The organism is Undibacterium sp. GW821-FHT07F11 (assembly GCF_059418665.1).
Window position 1 is genome coordinate 77,406 of record NZ_JBWKQH010000012.1, and the last position, 19,164, is coordinate 96,569.

At 51.9% G+C, this 19,164-nt stretch carries 14 protein-coding genes; 10 read left to right on the forward strand and 4 right to left on the reverse strand.

Annotated elements, in window-relative coordinates; all coding sequences use genetic code 11:
* Positions 1 to 116 precede the first annotated feature (116 nt).
* The 3 genes from AC07OI_RS26355 (at position 117) to AC07OI_RS26365 (ending at position 4,021) form a co-directional block, all read left to right on the forward strand.
* Positions 117 to 2,378, forward strand: a complete 2,262-nt coding sequence (locus tag AC07OI_RS26355; RefSeq protein ID WP_495259238.1) for an ATP-binding SpoIIE family protein phosphatase — start codon at positions 117 to 119, stop codon at positions 2,376 to 2,378.
* Positions 2,379 to 2,410: 32 nt separating this feature from the next.
* The gene (locus AC07OI_RS26360; RefSeq protein WP_492705421.1) at positions 2,411 to 2,776 is read left to right on the forward strand and encodes an STAS domain-containing protein; all 366 of its coding nucleotides are present in this window, start codon (positions 2,411 to 2,413) and stop codon (positions 2,774 to 2,776) included.
* A gap of 357 nt (positions 2,777 to 3,133) precedes the next feature.
* Entirely contained in the window at positions 3,134 to 4,021 is an 888-nt protein-coding gene (locus AC07OI_RS26365) for an amino acid ABC transporter substrate-binding protein (RefSeq protein WP_492705422.1), read from the forward strand.
* An 87-nt stretch (positions 4,022 to 4,108) separates the two neighbouring features.
* Here AC07OI_RS26365 and AC07OI_RS26370 read toward each other — a convergent pair whose 3' ends face one another.
* From AC07OI_RS26370 to AC07OI_RS26380, 3 genes are all read right to left on the reverse strand, one after another.
* Positions 4,109 to 6,220, reverse strand: a complete 2,112-nt coding sequence (locus AC07OI_RS26370) for a prolyl oligopeptidase family serine peptidase (protein ID WP_492705424.1) — start codon at positions 6,218 to 6,220, stop codon at positions 4,109 to 4,111.
* 353 nt (positions 6,221 to 6,573) lie between these two features.
* Complete coding sequence (locus tag AC07OI_RS26375; protein WP_495259239.1) at positions 6,574 to 8,676, reverse strand: sensor histidine kinase; 2,103 nt, start codon at positions 8,674 to 8,676, stop codon at positions 6,574 to 6,576.
* Positions 8,654 to 9,391, reverse strand: coding sequence for a response regulator transcription factor (locus AC07OI_RS26380; protein ID WP_495259240.1), 738 nt, complete (start codon positions 9,389 to 9,391; stop codon positions 8,654 to 8,656). Before AC07OI_RS26380 ends, AC07OI_RS26375 begins: the two co-directional genes overlap by 23 nt.
* A gap of 260 nt (positions 9,392 to 9,651) precedes the next feature.
* Here AC07OI_RS26380 and AC07OI_RS26385 point away from each other — a divergent pair, with 260 nt between their 5' ends.
* The 7 genes from AC07OI_RS26385 to AC07OI_RS26415 all read left to right on the forward strand — a co-directional run bounded on the left by AC07OI_RS26385 (position 9,652) and on the right by AC07OI_RS26415 (position 18,259).
* The gene (locus AC07OI_RS26385; RefSeq protein WP_492705430.1) at positions 9,652 to 10,956 is read left to right on the forward strand and encodes an SPFH domain-containing protein; all 1,305 of its coding nucleotides are present in this window, start codon (positions 9,652 to 9,654) and stop codon (positions 10,954 to 10,956) included.
* Positions 10,957 to 10,958: 2 nt separating this feature from the next.
* The gene (locus tag AC07OI_RS26390; RefSeq protein WP_495259241.1) at positions 10,959 to 12,371 is read left to right on the forward strand and encodes a hypothetical protein; all 1,413 of its coding nucleotides are present in this window, start codon (positions 10,959 to 10,961) and stop codon (positions 12,369 to 12,371) included.
* A gap of 99 nt (positions 12,372 to 12,470) precedes the next feature.
* Positions 12,471 to 12,965, forward strand: a complete 495-nt coding sequence (locus AC07OI_RS26395) for a hypothetical protein (RefSeq protein WP_492705434.1) — start codon at positions 12,471 to 12,473, stop codon at positions 12,963 to 12,965.
* Between the two features lie 181 nt (positions 12,966 to 13,146).
* A complete protein-coding gene (locus AC07OI_RS26400) occupies positions 13,147 to 14,394 on the forward strand; it encodes a putative Na+/H+ antiporter (RefSeq protein ID WP_495259242.1) in 1,248 nt (415 codons plus the stop codon).
* Positions 14,395 to 14,758: 364 nt separating this feature from the next.
* Positions 14,759 to 15,886 carry a gamma-glutamyl-gamma-aminobutyrate hydrolase family protein gene (locus AC07OI_RS26405; protein WP_495259243.1) on the forward strand — a complete coding sequence of 376 codons (1,128 nt, stop codon included), beginning with the start codon at positions 14,759 to 14,761 and terminating at the stop codon, positions 15,884 to 15,886.
* Positions 15,887 to 15,915: 29 nt separating this feature from the next.
* Positions 15,916 to 17,112 (forward strand): cation:proton antiporter, encoded by a 1,197-nt coding sequence (locus tag AC07OI_RS26410; protein WP_492705452.1) that lies wholly within the window; start codon positions 15,916 to 15,918, stop codon positions 17,110 to 17,112.
* Position 17,113: 1 nt separating this feature from the next.
* Positions 17,114 to 18,259: a YbdK family carboxylate-amine ligase gene (locus AC07OI_RS26415; protein WP_492705454.1), complete on the forward strand. Its 1,146-nt coding sequence runs from the start codon at positions 17,114 to 17,116 to the stop codon at positions 18,257 to 18,259.
* Between the two features lie 31 nt (positions 18,260 to 18,290).
* Here AC07OI_RS26415 and AC07OI_RS26420 read toward each other — a convergent pair whose 3' ends face one another.
* Complete coding sequence (locus tag AC07OI_RS26420; protein ID WP_495259244.1) at positions 18,291 to 18,947, reverse strand: tetratricopeptide repeat protein; 657 nt, start codon at positions 18,945 to 18,947, stop codon at positions 18,291 to 18,293.
* Positions 18,948 to 19,164: the final 217 nt, after the last annotated feature.

A 19,164-nucleotide genomic window follows, 5' to 3' on the forward strand; every position in this document is an offset into this window, starting at 1 on the left:
GGTTGCATGCATCAAATGCAAGTCCTCGATAGATGGCAAAGCAGGAAATGATACAGTATCCTCAGACTTTGGCCTTGCTCACCCGTATCCGGCAGACTTTCGTATAGACATATAGTGTGACTAAATACAGCGTGATTAAATTAAAAGCATTGCAGTTCACCAGTATTACTTACCGCCTGGTTTTTGCCTGCCTGATGGCGGCGGTGGTGATTTATGGCAGTTCTTATTACCAGATGCGTGCCTTGCTGCAGCAAGTCATGACGGGCTGGATTAATCAGATAGCAATATCCAAACTCGATGCCATAGTGGCAAAACACCAATCCAGCCTGCACCTGATCGCTGAGCAAGCCAGCCGCCTGGTGCAAATGGATGAGCGCCTTTATCTAGCTGATCAGAACGGTCTTAAAGTAATTTTGCCCCTCTCGCCCTATGTTGGCAAACTGGCTATTTCTTCTGGCGCGAAAAATGAGGAACATCGCTTTGGCTGGCAAGCAGGGGTAAACAGGCAATCCTGGGAAAGTACCGCAGCAGATGAGGATCTATTGCATTCCTGCAATGCTGTTGATGGTCATGATTATTGGACCAGTCATATCAGTAATCAGGAACTGGTTTTCTGCACCGGCTTTTTTATGAAAGGGCAATCGCTGCAAAGCATTGCCATCCAGATCAATATGCAGCCCTTGTTGCTAGACCTGCAAAACAATTTGCACCTGGTTGATGAGGTCGATCATAGCGTGCAAGGCCACTCTTATGTAAAAAATAAGTTGACTGGCAATTTCTTGCTGGGAGCTGAATTCAATCTCAACAATATATCTACACGGCCAACTGAGGGATCTGGCAAGGGCGGTGACATACATTACAGCCTGCAATTGCGGGATATGCCGCTGGTCTATGGCTTTTATTTTCCTGCATCAGAGTTTCAGACGTACCTCGGTAAGTATTTCATGATCGTCATCTTTTCCATGGGCAAGGACATGCTGCTGATGTGCATCGCCATTGCCCTGGTATCACGGCAGACGACCAGGTCACTGCGCAGCCTTAGCAAAAGCACGGAAGAAATTGCCCAGGGCAATCTGGATACAGAACTGACCAAAATCCCCAGGAGCGATGAGGTTGGGCGCCTCTCGCGTTCATTCAGGCGCATGCGTGATTCATTGAAGCTGCACATACTGGAATTGCAGGAAGCTACAGCGGCAAGACAGCGTATGGAAAGTGAACTCGCCATCGCAGCCCAGATACAGCAAGCCATGTTGCCCAGCGCAGATGCGGCTATCGATCCACGCTACAGCGTGAGTACTTTGCTGCAACCCGCCAGGGCAGTTGGTGGCGACCTGTATGATTTTTTTCATATAGCTGATGAGCGTATTTGCATGGTGATAGGGGATGTCGCCAACAAGGGTGTGCCAGCTGCCCTGTTCATGGCGCGCACCCTGAGCCTGATGCGCACACTGGCACATCAGAGCAGTTCACCGGCAGCCTTGCTGTTTGCCGTGAACCGCGAACTGGCGCACAACAATCCCGAATGCCGTTTTGTCACCATGTTCTTTGCCATGCTCGACCTGAAAAGCGGTGTGTTGCAGTACGCCAGCGCAGGTCATGATGCGCCGCTGCTGTTACGTGATGGCCAGGTCAGCAAGCTGGCACTGGAAACCGGCCCGGCATTGGGGCTGGAAGAAGAAGCCAGTTTCCCGCAGTTTGAAATTCGCCTGCTTGCTCATGACATTGTCGTCATGTATACCGATGGCATCACCGAAGCCAGGAATCAGGATAATGAAGAATTCTCAGAAGCCCGATTACAGACTACAATTAGTCGACAGGCACCGGCATTTGCAGCAGACATTATTCGCAGTGTGACACTGGCGCATCAGCAGTTTATTGCGCAAGCTCCGCAGTTTGACGATTTGACATTACTAAGTATGCAATTTCATCCTGAAGCCAAACGACGCAAACCGGCTTTTGCCGACTGGCAGATCAGCCTTAATGGTCAGTCACTTGCCTATGATCAGGTCAGGCCTCGTCTGGCTGGTTTGCTGCATGCACAGCAAGTCAGTGATGAAGTGGTTGATGACCTGCAATTGATTACTGAAGAAGTACTGGTCAATGTACTCAAGCATGGTGCAACAGATCAGGACCCGGCATCCATACGGCTGGACGTGCATTTGCAAGAGTCAGAAGTGATACTCGACGTGGTCGACAATTCCCACGCTTACAATCCCCTGCATGGCGTCAGCCAGCCCGACCTCGAAGTGGATTTTGCTGACCGTCCTGAAGGCGGCCTGGGCCTGTATCTGGTGAATGCCCTGGCAGATCATATTGATTACAACTACGCGCACGGCCAGAATAATTTGCACATACGTAAATTTCTTGTCAAACCCTGAACACCTGCAAGCTAAACCATAGAGGACAGACAGTGTTAGAAATTTCCATAGATGAAACCCAATTACCAACCGCAAGAATAGATTTGTCCGGCAGCCTTGATACCAGTACCGCAGCCGACCTTGAGCAGTTCTTTGCCAGCAGCGTCAGTGAAGAAGTCAAGATTCTGGTCATGAGCATGGAAGCCTTGACCTTCATCTCCAGCGAGGGTTTGCGGGTGCTGGCCAAGATACGCAAAACCATGCGCAATCATGGCGGTGCCACTTATTTTGTCAATCTTAGCCGCCAGGTACAAAAAGTATTTGAAATTGTCCGTGCCGCACCGTTGAATGAAATTTTTACCAGTACCGCAGAGCTTGATGCTTATCTGGCAGAGATGCAGCGCAAGGTCGCTGAATAGCAGGAGCCCCGCATATAAAACGCTGATGTTGATGCCAGCGTTTTTTTATTTGCATGACCTGTCACTGCGAGAATCTTTTGCTAATTTGCTGTTAATTGGTCATTAGCCTGATCATTAGCTGGATAGAAACATAGAGGATTACCTCTCCCTCAATATTGCAAGACCACGATATAATCCGATTCCTCATTTTTAAAACCCCCACGCTTTTGCAAATAATCCGGGCCTGATTGCATGGCCCTTTCGTACTACCCCTATTCAGGCAAGCTCAACCAAGGCTGCACCTGAACATCTTTTGCAGCAGCCCCCAACAAAATGCTCAGACAGTTAAAGTTGTCATGCAGGGCATAAGGAAATCATATGAAATTGCGCAGTATTTTTCAGGCTGGCGTATTTGCGTCGGCCGCTGTTCTTGCTCAACTGGCATCAGCTGACACTTTGGAGCGTATTAAAAAAAGCCAGACCATCAATATCGCTTATCGCGAGTCAGCCTTGCCTTTCTCTTATTTATCAGAAAGCAAAGCACCAGTTGGTTACACCATCGATATCTGCAAGAAAATGGTCGATGCCCTCAAAAAAGAATTGAAGTTGCCACAACTGAAAATCAATTTTGTCCCAGTGACGGCTGATAACCGCATCCAGGCCATGACATCTGGCCAGACTGATATGGAATGTGGTTCAACCAGTAATACGGCTGACCGCAGGAAGCTCGTTGATTTCACGATACCGCATTTCTTTTCTACTCTGCGCATGATGGTGAATACCAGTTCAGGCATCAAGAACTGGACAGATTTGAAGGACAAGAAAGTCGTCTTCACCAAGGGTACCTCCACCGATAAATTCATACTGGAGCGTGACAAGGTGCGTGCCCTGCATATGGCGCTGGTGGAAGGCAAAGATCACAGTGATTCTTTCACCATGCTGGAAACTGGTCACGTCAATGCCTTTGCCCAGGATGAGGCGATCTTGTTTGGCTTGAAAGCCAAAGCCAAAGACCCATCCAGATTCATGATCGTCGGCGACCCGCTGGCTTCTGAAGCCTATGCCATCATGCTGCCCAAAGGCGATGCCGCATTCAAGAAAGCCATTGACATAGAAATGGCACGTCTGATGGCCGATGGCGACATCACCAGACTGTATGAGAAGTGGTTTACCAAAGCCATACAACCAAACAATATGAACCTGGCCTGGCCCATGGGTTCTTTGCTGAAGGAAACCATACGCTTTCCTTCTGACAAGGTGAATTAAAACGCTTCATCGCAAAAAGAAAAAGCCCGGGATTGTGCATCCCGGGCTTTTGTTTTTACGGCAGATACAGGCCGCCTTATTTGCTACTTAGTGCACTTGCACAGCATCATTGTCACGCTTGAGCATATTCCACAAGAAGGTGTAAGTGATCGCACTCATGTCGGCACGTTGTGCATTGTTCGCCGCACCACCGTGGCCACCTTCTATGTTTTCGTAATACCAGACATTTTTATGGCCCTGATCCATCATCTTGGCTGCCATCTTGCGTGCATGGCCAGGATGTACGCGGTCATCACGGGTAGAGGTGATGAACAGCACATTAGGATAAGTCACACCTGCCTTGACGTTCTGGTATGGAGAATATTTGGAGATGTAATCCCATTCTGCCGCTACATCAGGATTGCCATATTCACCCATCCATGAGGCACCCGCCAGCAGCTGGTTAAAGCGGCGCATATCCAGCAAAGGCACCTGGCTGACCACCGCATTGAACAAGTCAGGGCGCTGGGTCAAAGCAACACCGGCCAGCAGGCCGCCGTTACTGCCGCCCATGGCACCCAGGTGTTTAGGGCTGGTGATTTTGCTGGCGATCAGGTCTTCTGCTACGGCAGCAAAGTCATCATAAGCACGTTGACGGTTTTCTTTCAGCGCCAGTTGATGCCAGCGCGGGCCAAACTCGCCACCACCGCGGATATTGGCGACGACATACACGCCACCCTTGTCCAGCCAGCTCTTGCCCAGGCCACCGGAATAAGAAGGTGTCATGGAAATCTGGAAACCGCCATAGCCATACAGCAGGGTAGGGTTATTGCCGTCGTATTTCACATCCTTGCGGCGCACGACAAAGTAAGGCACCTTGGTACCGTCCTTGGAGGACGTGAATTTTTGTACTGTTTCATACGCACCGGCATCAAAGAAACTCGGTGCAGACTTCAGCAGCTCGCGCTTGTCATTGCCTGCATGTGCCATCATGTAAACGCTGGGTGTCAGGTAATCAGAATAGCTGAGCAGGTAATCGTCAGAATTTTCTGCATCAATGCCGCTCACGCCAACCGCACCCAGGGTAGGCAGGCTGACCTGACGGGAAGACCACTTGCCGCCATCGAATTTCCATTCTTTCAGGTTGCTCTTGACGTTATCCAGGGTCTGCAATAACAGATAATTTTTTGTGATGGTAGCGCCGCTATAAGAGGTAGTGTCGCTGGGTTCAAACAAGACGGTGAACTCACGGTTACCCTTCATGAAGGCATCAAAATCGATGGCCAGTACGCTGCCGGATGCATAAGTCTTGCCACCGACATTCCAGGTTTCACGCGGGGTGATCACGGCCTGTTTGTCAAAGAAATACAGATTGCTCTTGGCTGGCACATCGAGCTTGGTCAGTTTGTCGCCTTCTTTCAGATATTGTTCTGAAGTGTAGAAAGTGATCTGGCGGTTAACCAGTTCCCTGTGTATGCCCTTATGGTCGCTGGAATTGGCACCCACCGCCATATCAGTTTTCTGGCCCTCGAACAGCGTCTTGGCTGCAGATAATTCCGTACCACGTTTCCATTCCTTGACGACGCGTGCATAGCCAGAATCTGTCAGCGTGCCGGCACCAAAGTCAGTGGCGACAAACAGGGTATCTTTGTTGACCCAGTCCAGGTTCATTTTTGCTTCTGGCAGGCTGAAACCACCTTTGACGAAGGATTTGTCGGCCAGGTCAAATTCACGGGTGACAACCGCATCGGCACCACCGCGTGACAACTCGATCAGGCAACGGTCGTACACGGGTTCACGGCATACGCTGCCCTTGAATACCCAGTTTTCATTTTCAGCTTTGGCCAGTGCATCAACATCCAGCACGACTTCCCATTTAGGCTGGGCTTTCTTGTATTCTTCCAGTGTGGTTTTACGCCAGACACCGCGCGGGTGTTCTGCATCCATCCAGTAGTTGTAGACGGCATCACCCATTTTTCGTATGCCTGGGATACGGTCTTTCGAATCCAGCACGACCTGTAAATCAGCTTTCAGCTTGGCAAAACCTGCGTCGTTGTCAAGCTTGCCGCGGGTGACCTTGTTCTGGTCCTTGACCCAGCTCAGGGCCTTGTCACCGGTGACGTCTTCCAGCCACTGGTGTTTGTCTTCTGCCTGGGCCAGTGCCAGGCCGCTTGCACCTGCCATGCACAGCGCCGCGATCAGTTTCAATTGTGGTTTCATTGCTTTCCTTATTGTTGGACAGGCTGTCTCAGCCTGGTATTTTTTCTCAGGGGTTTGAATATGACTATATGGATAGTGCAGTAATTGACCCCGTGAGCTGGCGTTTAGTTCAGCGCGCCCGTCAAGGATTCTAAAGCCATGCTTTCCGATAGTGCGACGTGATTTGTGGTGGGATGCAAAACTAAGTTTTGCTTTTTCGGCAAAAACTGTTGAAGTCGTCGGATTATTATTTTTTTAATAATTTATTGGAATTATGCAGACTGGCACAGAGTTTGATTTGCCATGCCTTAGCCACGTCATTCCGGCATGCTCCTGGCCGTCATCCAGTGTCGTTATTTTGTCTCTCTGCAGACTTACGGATTTCCTCGTTGCAAAGTGAGTACAAAACTCACACCCTGGTCCACATTCTGCACGCTGATCGTCCCACCCATCTTCGCCATATAGGTCTTGGCAACAAACAATCCCTGGCCCCGGTTACCATTCGCGCCCGAATCATGCTGGTCCGACACGCCATATTCAAAAATCTTGTCGATCAGATCGTCCGCAATATGCGGGCCATCATTGTGGATAGTGATGGTCGCCGCCGTCTCAGTATTCTGCAACTGGATACTGATAGCACTGCCTGGCTTGCGGTAACGCTCGGCATTGCGCAAGACATGGGTCACTACATCTTCCAGCGAATACTCATCAGCCTTGACCATGACGACATCATCCGTGCCCTGATAGCTGACATCAGGTATGCCTACCATGGGGGCATTGTCTGCGACGTTTTTCAGGAACAGGGTGATATCAATTTCACTGACTTGCAAGACGGTAGATTGAAATGCCTCGCTGGGTGAGGCGCTGCCATACAGCACACGTATGGCCTGCTGCATGCGGCTGATGTAGCGGTTGCTCTGGTCTTCGGCATTACCATGCAAGGCCATCAAAGACTGTAGCGGTGACATGATTTCATGGCCGACGGCATGCCACATTTCTTTCTCTTGTTCAGTGCGTATGGTTTCGCGTTCCACGTCTTCCTTCACGCGCCGCAATAAATCATGCAGGCAACTGGCCAGCACACCCAGCTCATCCGGGCTGCGCAAGTCGCTGACGTCGAATTGTTCGAGCTCACCCGCACCCTTCATGGTCTTTGACAATGACACGGCACGCCTGGTCAGCAGAGTGATGCGCCTGATGATACTGACCTCGATCAATAGCCAGGCCAGTGTCAATGCCAGCAGCATCGCACCGACAAACCAGGACACACGGCTGGCAACTACGCTCAGGCTCTTGCTGACGCTACGCACATCCCCCTTCAGCAAAACTTCATAATTGGCCAGCGGTGTGCTGATGGTTTCACGGCTTTCGAGCGGGACATCGTATTCATCAACAGGCAGGCGGCGTATCAGGCGGGTGACGATGTTCCATGATTCATCGCTTTGCTCAAAGGCGCCGGTCAGGTTGATCAGGTCATCCTTGTTATCCTTGCTGTCCTGAGCATCACGCTTGCGTATGCGCAGGGTTTCGCCAGGCAAGAGATTGTCTTGCAAATCCTTGAGGGAGAATGGTGTTGCAGTTGGCGCATTCTTGCTGTCCAGCAGGGCGGTGTCAGAATCCGGTGGCAGGACGGACAGGCTGACTTCCATCTGATCGAGATCCTGTGGTGGCCAGACCGGGCGTTTTTTTTCAAACAGGGCTTCCTGCAATACCGGTATGGGCAGACGCAGCGAGAAGAAGGTATTTTTCTGGCAGTCAGCATCCTTGTCATCCTGGTCTGCCTGGTTGCAGATCGCCTGTTGCCAGGCCCAGCCACGGAAGTCTTTTACCGGGCGAGCATTCGGTCTGTTGGCTTCGCTTTCAATGAACCCTGTCCAGCGCCCACGTACACCCTGGTTTTGTCTCGCTGGCGCTATCTCTTCTTCAAACGGTGCTATCCAGCGATATGTCTGGCCGCGCAGGCTGACACTGACTTTCAGCCTGTGTGCCTGTGTCAGACTTTCATTGCCGCGCTTGTGTGACACCAGCTGGCTGCTATTGAAGTTACCCGCTATATAGATAAAGCCGCCCGCCCAGGGGTTATTGCCTATGCCGCTGCAGAGTGCGCCTTCATTACCATATTGCACCAGGCAACCCGACATGGCAATGGCTTGCTGCACCTTGTTCTGGTCGTCAAAATCTATTGCAGAATACGGCAGCAGCAAGGGACGCAAGGATGCGCGCTGTTTGTCATCAGGAGGATTGAGCAGCGCCAGTTGCCCGGCAGGGTGGCGTAGCGTGGCCGATATTTGCAGCCGGGTTTTATTGAAATTGCTTTGGTAATTGTTATAGCTGAGTTGCTTTTCCTGCTGTAAGACAGACAGCGCCAGGCCCACTGTTGCCAGCGCCAGCAATAAAAAAACGCCGCGAAATAATATCCGTAGCCGGTAAGTCGCCAGCAAGAACTTGCCCATCTCAGCTTCTGCCCGCGTCGTCATCCACCCATCTGAAACCGCGCATGGGGACGTTTTCTATGCATTCAAAGTCTGCATCAATCTCACGGAAGGCGTCGCGTATGGTTGATACATGCTTGCGTATATTGTCGCGGTTGCGCCCGCTCTTGACGACTTCATACAAGTCTTCATACGACACCACCTGACCACGGCGGGCAAACAGGGCTGCCAGTATGCGTTGCGCAGTCAGTGGCAGGTTGATACGCTGGCCTCGCCAGATAGGAGTGCGCTGGCGCAGTGGGTCCATGCTGAGTTGGTCGGCAACCGGGGACTTGGCCGCTTCCTTATAAGCAGCGCTCTGGCTCTCTTTATGTTGCTTGCGTTCTTTGACCGAGCGCAGCATTTCCAGGAAGGTTTCTATGAAATCGGCTTCTTCAAAGGTCGCCTTTTGCAGGTAATCCCAGGCATCCAGTGCCTTCATGATGCTGCGGTAAATGGTGGCTGGCATGGCCGACACCACCAGCACTGGCGTTGCATGCTGCTTGTTGATGGCATTGATGATGGCAACGCCGGCATGGCGCTCGCGCCCCAGTTCAATATCGAGCACCACAAGGTCATAGTTTTCGCGTGCGATGGCTGCCTCGGCATCGTCCCGGCTGAACCACTGGTCTATCTGTATGCCTGGTTTTGCTGCTTCTATCCAGGTTTTTAACTGATTGCTGGTGGGCAGATCGTCTTCAATGACAGCTACTTTGACCACTTCATTCTCCTGCACTGATATCAATATTCGCAGTATCTACGCTTTTCAGGCAAAAGTCATAAAGCCGCTGTGAGTTTTTCTTCACACGCGGCAAGGCTTATTCCAGGCGCGGAATAAATAGCTTGCCACAGTGATATTTCTGCCCCCGCCCCAGCATTGTATGTTCCGCCTAGTACAGCGCATGATGTGTCTCAGGGATGCAGGGCAAACGCCACTGCGCTAACCCTAAGAACCTGTTACTACCTCATTGGAGAACTATCATGTCTGACCGTATCAAATCCCTGGTACAAGCCGTAAGATCCACTCTGTCTTCCGTTTTCAGCAAAAGCGCATCGGGAATCAAAGCGGGGGCCAGGGTCACGACAGAATCAGGCATGTTCAGCAAAGTCACTTTCAAGCGTCTGGTAGTGCTCAGCCTGGTAGGTGGTGCCGTGTATGCGATCAGCACTCATCCGCCTGTCAAGCATATTCCGCGTGGTGAAATCGGTGTACGTATCAATCAATTGACAGGTCATGCCGACCAGGTGCGTGACGGTGCCCTGATTGTCGTGCCAGGTCTGCATGAGTTGCGCTTGTTCAGTTTGCAAGACCAGTTATATAAACCCACACGCAGCAGCCGTGCCGATGGCGAAGCGCCTTTTCAGTCGGTAGAAGGCCTGTCGTTGGGCGTGGACCTGAGCATACGTTATGCCGTTGACCCAACCAAGCTGACCAATATGTCTACCAGTCTGCCAGAGAACATCAACACCGACATCGTTGAACCGGCAGTGCAGGGCGTGATCTACAAGGCATTCACCTTGTATACAGTACGCGAGATATTCTCCAGCAAGCGGGCAGAAATCCAGAAGCAGATAGAAGCTGAATTAAAACCAAAGTTGGCGGCTGATGGCATCATCCTGCGCAGTGTCATGATGGGCAAGGTTGATCTGCCTGCCGACTATAAACGCGGCATGGAAAAACTGTTGGCCGAAGAACTGGAAAGCGAAAAAATGCGCTACACCCTGGAACTGAAAGACAAACAGGTCAAACAAACCGCGCTGGAAGCTGACGCCGACAAGATCAAGCGCGAGAAAGCCGCCGAGGCTGCTGGTAACGAGCAAATCATCGCTGCAAAAGCAGAGGAAGAAGCCATGAAGCATGTCCTGCCGTTCAAGCAAAAGCAGATAGAGCAACGCAAGCTTGAAGCCGAGGCAGAAAAAGTATCCCGCATCAAAACCTCGGAAGGCACAGCGCAGGCACGCGTCATCGAAGCCCAGGGTGAAGCCGATTCACGCCGCAAACTGGCCGATGCCGAAGCCTATAGACAAGACCTGGTTGGCAAGGTCACTAGCGTGCAGATGGAGAGGGAAGGTGTCCTGCTGACCAAGCACCCCTTGTTGATACAGAAAACCATGGCCGACAAATTGTCAGACAAGATATCGGTCATCATCGCACCCCCACCAACAGATGGCAGCTTCATTGGTGCCGCATTACTGGGTAGCGGCAGGAACAGCAAGCAGGGCATGCAAAAAGTATCAACCGAAGCTGAAACAGAAACCACTAACGAAAACAAAGAGAGCCAATAATCATGTTTGCTACTTTAGCTGCTGTCGCCGTGTTGGCTGTTGTCACACAAGACCAGGCACAATTGCGCGCCGCCCCCAAGGACGGCGCGCAACAACAAGCCGTGCTATGGCAGGGCGACAGCCTGGAAATCCGTGGTGAAAAACTCGACTACCTGCAAGTGTATGACCACAGGCGCGAACGGGCAGGCTATATCAAGGCATCGCAAGTTCGCCTGGTGTCCATGCAACCTGATGATGCACCGGATGCCTTCGCCGTTATCCGCTTCCTGCGTGATACACCAGGTGCAGAATCCCTGGGCATCAGCTATACCGCTGCTTACCTCAAGGCTGCTCCCGCCAATGCCATAGGTGCCGAAGCTTTTGATGCACTCGGCAGCATGGCAGAGCGCCTGGCCAAACGTGCATCCAGCAAACAGCCCAAGCAAAATGAGGCGACTATTGCCGCCCACCTGGAAGTGGTCGCCAATTACGGTATCAACATCAAAGGCTATGAACGCGAAGGCCGCATGCAACTATGTTATGACGGCGAAGCCTTCCGCCGCGTGCTGGCCATGAATGCCACGCCCGACCAAAAAGCCCGCGCTGCCTTGGCACTGACCAGGCAGGATTGCATAGACCCCACCATGCGCCCGACCGAGCGCTATGCCCTCGACCAGTGGCGTGCCGATGTGCTCGACAAGGTCAACACCACCAGCCTGCCCGAGTATCTGAAAAACCGTATGCGCATGCGCAAGGCCAGCGTCTGGTCCAGCATCGCCTTTCAGCGCGCCCGCAAAGGCGAAAAGGTAGAAGATGCCGCCAACCGCGCATTGACAGAACTGGCAGCCGTCAACAAAGAAGAATTCGCCGATGAAGATGTGTATGCCTATGCTGACGCCGGTGTGCGTGCAGGCACAACGCGTTGGGCAGCCGAACCCGCAGTCATTCCCAAACCTGGCCTGAACATCATCACCGCCCCAGGCCAGCCAGGTGAAACCTGTGTCATGCTGACTGACGCCAAACACGACGTCAAAACCCCGCTGGCAAAGCGCTGCACTTATAGCGTGGTCTGGCCCGCATCCGCCCGCGCCAATGCACAGAACACCGCACTGACGCTGGCCGTGCAACCCATGGAAAACTGGCGTGAACTCTGGCTATTCCACCAGACCAGCCAGGGCTGGATCATCGACATCCTGCCCCCAGCGAATAGTGACCCTGAGCTTGGCTATGCAGAATTCGCAGGCTGGGTACCCGGTACCAACAAGATGCTGGTAGCACGTGAAGCCAAAGTCGAAGGCCGCTTCAAAAAGAGCTTTGAAGTCGTCAGCATGGACAGCCTGCAAGTTGAAAATTATGCCGACAAACCGGGCTCTTTGAGTGTGTTCTACAAGTGGCAAGACCCAGCGTGGAAGAGGCAGACCGTCAGTTTGAGGTGAGGTATTTGTAGTGACATCATTAGCAATAATCAGTTGAAGCAAAGCAGGCTTTTATTCAAACGATACTTATACATTTATATCATTACCAGGAGTTTTGCCATGAATTTCAAATTAGCGTCCGTCGTCCTGTTATTCGCCAACAGCATCGCTTTTGCACAGGAGGTATCGCCCAGGATGCAATTGCCTGACTGGGCAAACAAGCAGCTTGATGGCTTGTCCAGGCAAGAATCAATCGAGGTGAACAGCCGTATCAATCCCTTCGTCTGGCGTGGCAATTTCCTGGGCACCGGTAAGGGAGACCTGGCGGTTCTGGTCAAGGACAGCAAGAGCAATAAAGAAGGCATCGTCTTTTTGTCACACGGCAAAGCCAGGCCTGTCATCGTCGGTGCAGGGCATGTGACAGGCAATGGTGGCGACGACTTTTCTTGGCTGGAACTTTGGTATGTCGAAGATAAAGGTTCGCAGCCGCACAGCTATCATGCCAAGTCTGTGAAATTGCAGAATGATGGCATTGTGGTAGCGAAAGAAGGCTCCGCCAGCGGCTTGATTTATTTGAAGTCGGGTAAAGCAGTCTGGCAGCAGCAAGGGGACTGATTTTTAAGCATGCATATGGTGGGATCGGACGAAAGCTTTTCATGACCTGGTTGCTGCATTTGATCAACAGGTGACCAGGGTAATCAGCCGATTTTTACAGTCCATAATATGCCGGTTTAGCTCGTAAGCACACGCAAGCTCGTGTAAGATATGTATCTGTACTTATGCGGGAATGAACGTGATGAGCTTAATGGAAACCCTGGGCGCAGTGATTTTTGGCCTGGCCCTGTTGCACACTTTCAGCGCCAAGTTTTTTGAAGTGCTGGCGCACAGGCATGCCAGGCATGCCGGTCTGTTCCATCTCCTGGGTGAAGTGGAAGTCGTATTTGGTTTTTGGGCTTTTGTACTCATCGTCGTTATGGCCCTGGTGTCTGGTGGTGATGCAGCAATAACTTACGCCGAGTCGCGTCAATATACTGAACCCCTGTTTGTCTTTGTTGTCATGGTGGTGGCCGCATCGCGCCCTGTATTAGAGATTGTCGGCCGCGTCCTTAAAATGCTGGCGCGCTTCATGCCTGTGCCTGATGCGTTGGCGATGGTCTGGTTTGGCCTGGCGGCAGTGCCCTTGCTGGGCTCGCTGATTACCGAACCGGCAGCCATGACGCTGGCCGCCTTGATGCTGGCTCCAAGAATTTTCCGCCAGGGCATGCCGGAGTGGTTGAAGTATGCAGCGCTCGGTGTGTTGTTTGTGAATGTGTCTATCGGCGGCACTCTTACTTCTTACGCTGCGCCACCAGTGCTGATGGTTGCTACTGCCTGGCAATGGGACAGCGCTTTCATGCTGGCGACTTTTGGTTTGAAAGCCGCTGTCGCCGTGTTGTTCAACGCTACTGTCGTCACACTGCTTTTGCGTAAGCATATCACTGCAGAAAACACGGAAACAAACACAGCGGTTACACCTGTGCCTTTGATCGTCAGCCTGATCCACCTGGCCTTTCTGGCGGGCGTGGTCTTGTTCGCGCATCACCCGGTATTCTTTCTGGGGCTATTCCTGTTCTTCATGGGGTATACCCAGGCGTATGAACGTTATCAAAGCCCCTTGATTTTAAAAGAGGGGCTACTGGTTGGTTTTTTTCTTGCTGGTTTGGTGGTGCTGGGTGGCATGCAGCAATGGTGGTTGCAACCCATAGTCGCGAGCCTGAAACCGCATACCCTGTTCTTTGCGGCTCTGGGCCTGACTGCGATTACTGATAATGCGGCGCTGACTTATCTGGGTTCATTGATTGCGGGCCTGAGCGACCAGGCGAAATATTTGCTGGTCGCCGGTGCTGTTGCAGGTGGCGGCCTGACCGTGATCGCCAATGCTCCTAACCCGGCAGGTGTGGCTTTGTTGAAACGCGGTTTCAATGATGAATCCATAGGCGCAATGGGATTGCTATTGGGTGCCTTGCCACCAACGGTGGTGGCGGCATTGCTGTTCTTGCTGTGATGCCTGAGTACGATCAAATTCAGATAAAAGCGGGATGTTATCCGTCGTTACAGGTGTGTTTCAAAAAAATGGATTTGAACTATACTGAGTAGGTGGGAGAACGCATAGCAGCTCTGGGAAATGATCTTTGCTACTGGGTAGGCGTTATCTGACAGACCCAGGCTCGCCAGCAGTGTAGTATGTCACTCATGGAGGCGCGTACACCATTGCGACGCGCATTTTGTGCGATTTGTGCAGGGTGGCATTGGTGAAAACAGGGAATTTCCATATCTGCCCCTGATGTAGCATCGCTTTTTTTTCATGTAATTTGCTATCAGCATGAGAATGCAGACACATTTCAGCTTATCAGCGATGGATAGATACCATGCCGGATGAAAAAAATGATCAAGCACCTCAAGACACCAAAAAAACAGAGCTAGTGCAGCCTCCTGTGCCAACAAGCTTGCCTGTCCATATTGCACCGGGCACTTTACCGGATGTACCATCGACTATTCAGACAAGCACGCAACCCACCACGCAACCTGCTACACAGTCGACAGCGTTTCAGTCTGCCATTGCGGTGACTCAGACAGAAACCATGGCCCAGCCGATGGCCAAGGATCAAGCCGACAGACAAGCACCTTACCTGGCTGATGAATCACCCTGGCGCACGATGATACGTGTGATCACCGCGCGCTTGCGGGCAACGTCCATGCGTACCGCAAAAGGCATCACTCAGCGCACGCTGAAGATAGGTGTTTCTGCCCGCATATTCCATCCCCAGACTGGCTCCAAAGGCCTCTCCAGCAAGACCCTGCAATATCTGGAAGAATCGATCGCGCAGTGGGTCATGGCGCGTGATGTGATGGTGTTCATGATCCCTTCAGTCAATACCAATGGCTTGATACGGCCCAGCAATATACGCTTGCGCGATTACGCCAGGCATCTGGATGGCCTGGTTCTGCAAGGTGGTGCTGACGTGGCACCCGAGAGTTATTCACAACAATCCACCCGCCCTGAATGGAATGGTGATCGCACCCGCGATATGTATGAGCTGGAGCTCTTGCATGAGTTTATTGAAGCTGACAAACCCTTGCTGGGCATTTGCCGCGGTTGCCAGTTATTGAATGTGGCTTTTGGTGGCAGTCTGTATCAGGACATCGTCACTGAAGTACCCGGTGCACTTGCCCACGTGAATGAACTGTATGACCAGCATGGCCATGAATTACAGTTCACACCGCAATCTTCACTGGCGCAGTTATTCCCACCAGGTGTCGTTGCCAAAGTTAATTCCATTCATCATCAATCCATTAAAAATCTTGGCAGGGATATCAAGGTAGAGGCAATTTCACCAGCAGATAATATCGTAGAAGCAATACGCTACCAAAAAGCCAAATTTGTCGTCGGCCTGCAGTGGCACCCTGAATTTCATTTGACAGGGCAGAGCGATCTGCTTGATTGCACACCCATACTGGACAGCTTTTTACGGGCTGCCAGAGAAACCCGATTCTAAAAAACAGCCTGGTCCGGCAGGGAGACAGCATGACTGAATTTTCCATCAATATCAGCCAGATGGCCTGGCCCTGCGTGCTTGCGCTGGCATGGTTGCTGGGTGATATTCTCAATCGTCTCTTGCACCTGCCGCGTATCAGTGTGTATGCGCTGACAGGCTTTGTGCTGGTGAACCTGTTTCCAGATTATCTGTCGCCGCTGGACAACCATAGCCTGGTGCTGTTGGCGAATATCGCTTTTGGCTTGATGTTGTTTGAGTTTGCTTATCGCATCAATTTGCGCTGGTTGCGTCTAAATCCATGGGTTGCCGTTACAGGTCTGCTGGAGGCGGGTGCCACCTTCGCCGCCGTGTATTGTGTGGCCTTATGGTATGGCAGTACGCAGTTGATATCGCTATTGCTGGCCGCACTGGCGATGTCGTCTTCGCCTGCTGCCGTATTGCGTGTGATTAATGAACAGCGCAGTTCAGGCCAGGTCAGCGAACGCATCCTGCATTTGACGGCCATCAATTCTGTGCTGGCAGTATTTGTCTTCAAACTCATCCTGGTGTACTGGGTCATGCAAGGCCCAGGTGATATCCTGAAAGCCTCTGCCCAAAGTTTGCATGTCATGCTGGTGGCTTGTGCTTCTGTATTGGCAGGTTCCATATTTGGCATTTTGTTGCCCACGATATTGCGCTGGCGTGGCCGGCAGGCACAGGATGCCACCCTGGGTTTTGCCTTTGCTGTTATCGTTCTGGTGGCACTCACCCATGCCAGCGGTTTGTCACCGATATTGGCGACCCTGAGTTTTGGCTTGATTGCCAGGCACAGGCGCATCAGCCTTGGCCGCACCCAAAGAAACTTTGGTGTCCTGGGTGAATTGCTGGCAGTCGTGCTGTTCGTCTTTGCAGCATCCACATTACCGTGGGCGCAGGTGCTGGCGGGTGCCATGCTGGGCAGCCTGTTGCTGGTCATGCGTCTGGGCAGCAAGATCGTTGTCACCACCTTGCTGGCACCTGTCAGCGGTATCTCCATGCGCAAGGGCATGCTCAGTGGTTTGGGGCTGGCACCGGTATCCGTCTTTTTGATCCTTAATCTTGAGCAGCCCAACAAACTGGGCATGGCCATGACCGACGAATGGTTTGCCCTGGTTGCCATGACCCTGATACTGGAAATCGCCGGCCCCATCCTGACTCATCTGGCCTTGTTTGCCGCCAAAGAAACCCCGGAAGAAACGGAGCAATAATATGCCACTCGGAGACTTCATGCAGTCTAACGCCCTCTCCATGGGAGTAGAACTGGAATTGCAACTGGTCAACCTGTCGGACTTTGACCTCACCGCTGCCAGCCCTGATCTTTTGCACCTGCTGGCCAAGCGAGCTTTCCCCGGTAATGTGACACCAGAAATTACCCAGAGCATGATAGAAATCTGCACCGATGTACAAACCAGTTATACCGGTGTCCTGAGGCAATTAACAGAGATTCGCGACACTCTCGTGCGGGCCGCCGACATTCTCAATATAGGCATTTGCGGTGGTGGCACCCACCCCTTCCAGAAATGGACAGACCGCAAGATATTTTCCAAGCCACGCTTTGTCGAAGTGTCGGCCCTGTACGGCTATCTGGCCAAACAGTTCACCATCTTTGGCCAGCATGTACACATAGGTTGCACATCCGGTGACGACGCCATGTTCCTGCTGCATGCACTGAACCGCTATGTGCCGCACTTCATTGCCCTGTCTGCTTCCTCACCTTATGTGCAGGGTGGTGACACCCTGTTCAATTCTGCCCGTCTCAATTCTGTATATGCCTTCCCCTTGTCAGGGCGGGCCCCTTTCGTATTGAACTGGGATGAGTTTTCTCACGACTATTTCAGCAAGATGGAAAAAACCGGCGTCGTCAAAAGCATGAAAGATTTTTACTGGGATATCCGCCCCAAGCCCGAATACGGCACAATAGAGTTGCGCGTCTGCGATACTCCGCTGAACGTGGAGAGAGCTGCTGCACTGGCCGCCTACCTGCAAGTTCTGTGTGCCTATCTGCTGGAAAGGCGCGAGCCGCCACCGGCAGAAGATGATTACCTGGTGTATAACTACAACCGTTTCCAGGCTTGCCGTTTCGGTTTTGATGGTGTTACTGTGCACCCCAAGACCTATGAGAGCACAGTCTTGCGCGAAGACATACTGGCTACCCTGAACAGGCTCAAACCCCATGCAGAAAGTCTGGATGCAGTGGCCGCACTGACGCATTTAAGCGAAGTGGCACGCACCGGCAATGATGCCCAGTACCTGCGCCAGCAATACCAGGAAAGCGGCAGCCCGGAAGGCATGGTGCATTCCGCCATCCACATGTTCCGCGACCGGCGGCGTCGTACCAGGTGGGTGGCAATGTGAGCGTATGGGCTTGCTTATCGGCTGCTAAAAACTAACATAAGAATATTCCCATTTTTCTGGCGGTGCGGGCATATGACCATGAAGTTTTTTCATCCTTATCGATGCCAGCTGAACCAAAACGATATAGCATGGCCAGATTGGCTGCGGCAATACCATCTCCTGCTTCCATTGCTTTGCTCAGGTAATGGAGTGCCATGCTGCCATCCGGTTCGACACCCGTGCCGGTTTGGTAAAGTGCCCCCATACCTGTTATTGCTGCTGGTATGCCATCCCTGGCAAGAGACTGCAAGATGTCCAGTGCTGGCGCATAATTTTTCCTGATGATTGCATATCCGGCTTCGCGTAAATCGAGTTGACATCGATCATTTGTCATGCAGGAAAAAACAGCTCTTTCTTGTATATGCAGCCAGTTCAGTTCGCCTGACAAGGCGTGATAGCAATATACAGTCGCGTTTGTTAGTGCCACGATGAGTGGAGGGAACATGCATACAATAGAGCTGTTCCAGCAAGGCTCGTGGGTGATGCCGGTAAGGCTTTTGTTTTCCTCAATCAGTACGTAATTACTATGGCCACATTGTAAACACTTTGGTGGCGAAGCGCGGGTCATACGCCGTTGATAATGCGCCAAAAAACTTTGATCGTCCAGATCAAGTAATCTGTCAGAGACGTAAATCTTTTTCTCCTGCATCTTGCGTACAGCGGCAGCTTTCATGTAATGATTTATCTCAGGGATACGCTCAACTAAAGTTGCTGTATCACATCGCAGACACCAGCAAGGTGAAGTCAGTAACGTGACTGCGCTGCCATCAAAAAAATGCGGCAGACCTGTGACTTCACACTGGAGATTGTTGACTTGGGCAAATACCTGATGATTCGTGTTACTGCTGGTGTACCGGTGATAGCGA

Excerpts from the sequence above, each read along its gene's own strand:
- AC07OI_RS26365 (WP_492705422.1), top strand. The coding sequence starts at position 3,134 with ATGAAATTGCGCAGTATTTTTCAGGCTGGCGTATTTGCGTCGGCCGCT.
- AC07OI_RS26370 (WP_492705424.1), bottom strand. The coding sequence starts at position 6,220 with ATGAAACCACAATTGAAACTGATCGCGGCGCTGTGCATGGCAGGTGCA.
- AC07OI_RS26375 (WP_495259239.1), bottom strand. The coding sequence starts at position 8,676 with ATGACGACGCGGGCAGAAGCTGAGATGGGCAAGTTCTTGCTGGCGACT.
- AC07OI_RS26385 (WP_492705430.1), top strand. The coding sequence starts at position 9,652 with ATGTCTGACCGTATCAAATCCCTGGTACAAGCCGTAAGATCCACTCTG.
- AC07OI_RS26390 (WP_495259241.1), top strand. The coding sequence starts at position 10,959 with ATGTTTGCTACTTTAGCTGCTGTCGCCGTGTTGGCTGTTGTCACACAA.
- AC07OI_RS26395 (WP_492705434.1), top strand. The coding sequence starts at position 12,471 with ATGAATTTCAAATTAGCGTCCGTCGTCCTGTTATTCGCCAACAGCATC.
- AC07OI_RS26400 (WP_495259242.1), top strand. The coding sequence starts at position 13,147 with ATGAGCTTAATGGAAACCCTGGGCGCAGTGATTTTTGGCCTGGCCCTG.
- AC07OI_RS26405 (WP_495259243.1), top strand. The coding sequence starts at position 14,759 with ATGCCGGATGAAAAAAATGATCAAGCACCTCAAGACACCAAAAAAACA.
- AC07OI_RS26410 (WP_492705452.1), top strand. The coding sequence starts at position 15,916 with ATGACTGAATTTTCCATCAATATCAGCCAGATGGCCTGGCCCTGCGTG.
- AC07OI_RS26415 (WP_492705454.1), top strand. The coding sequence starts at position 17,114 with ATGCCACTCGGAGACTTCATGCAGTCTAACGCCCTCTCCATGGGAGTA.
- AC07OI_RS26420 (WP_495259244.1), bottom strand. The coding sequence starts at position 18,947 with ATGCAGGAGAAAAAGATTTACGTCTCTGACAGATTACTTGATCTGGAC.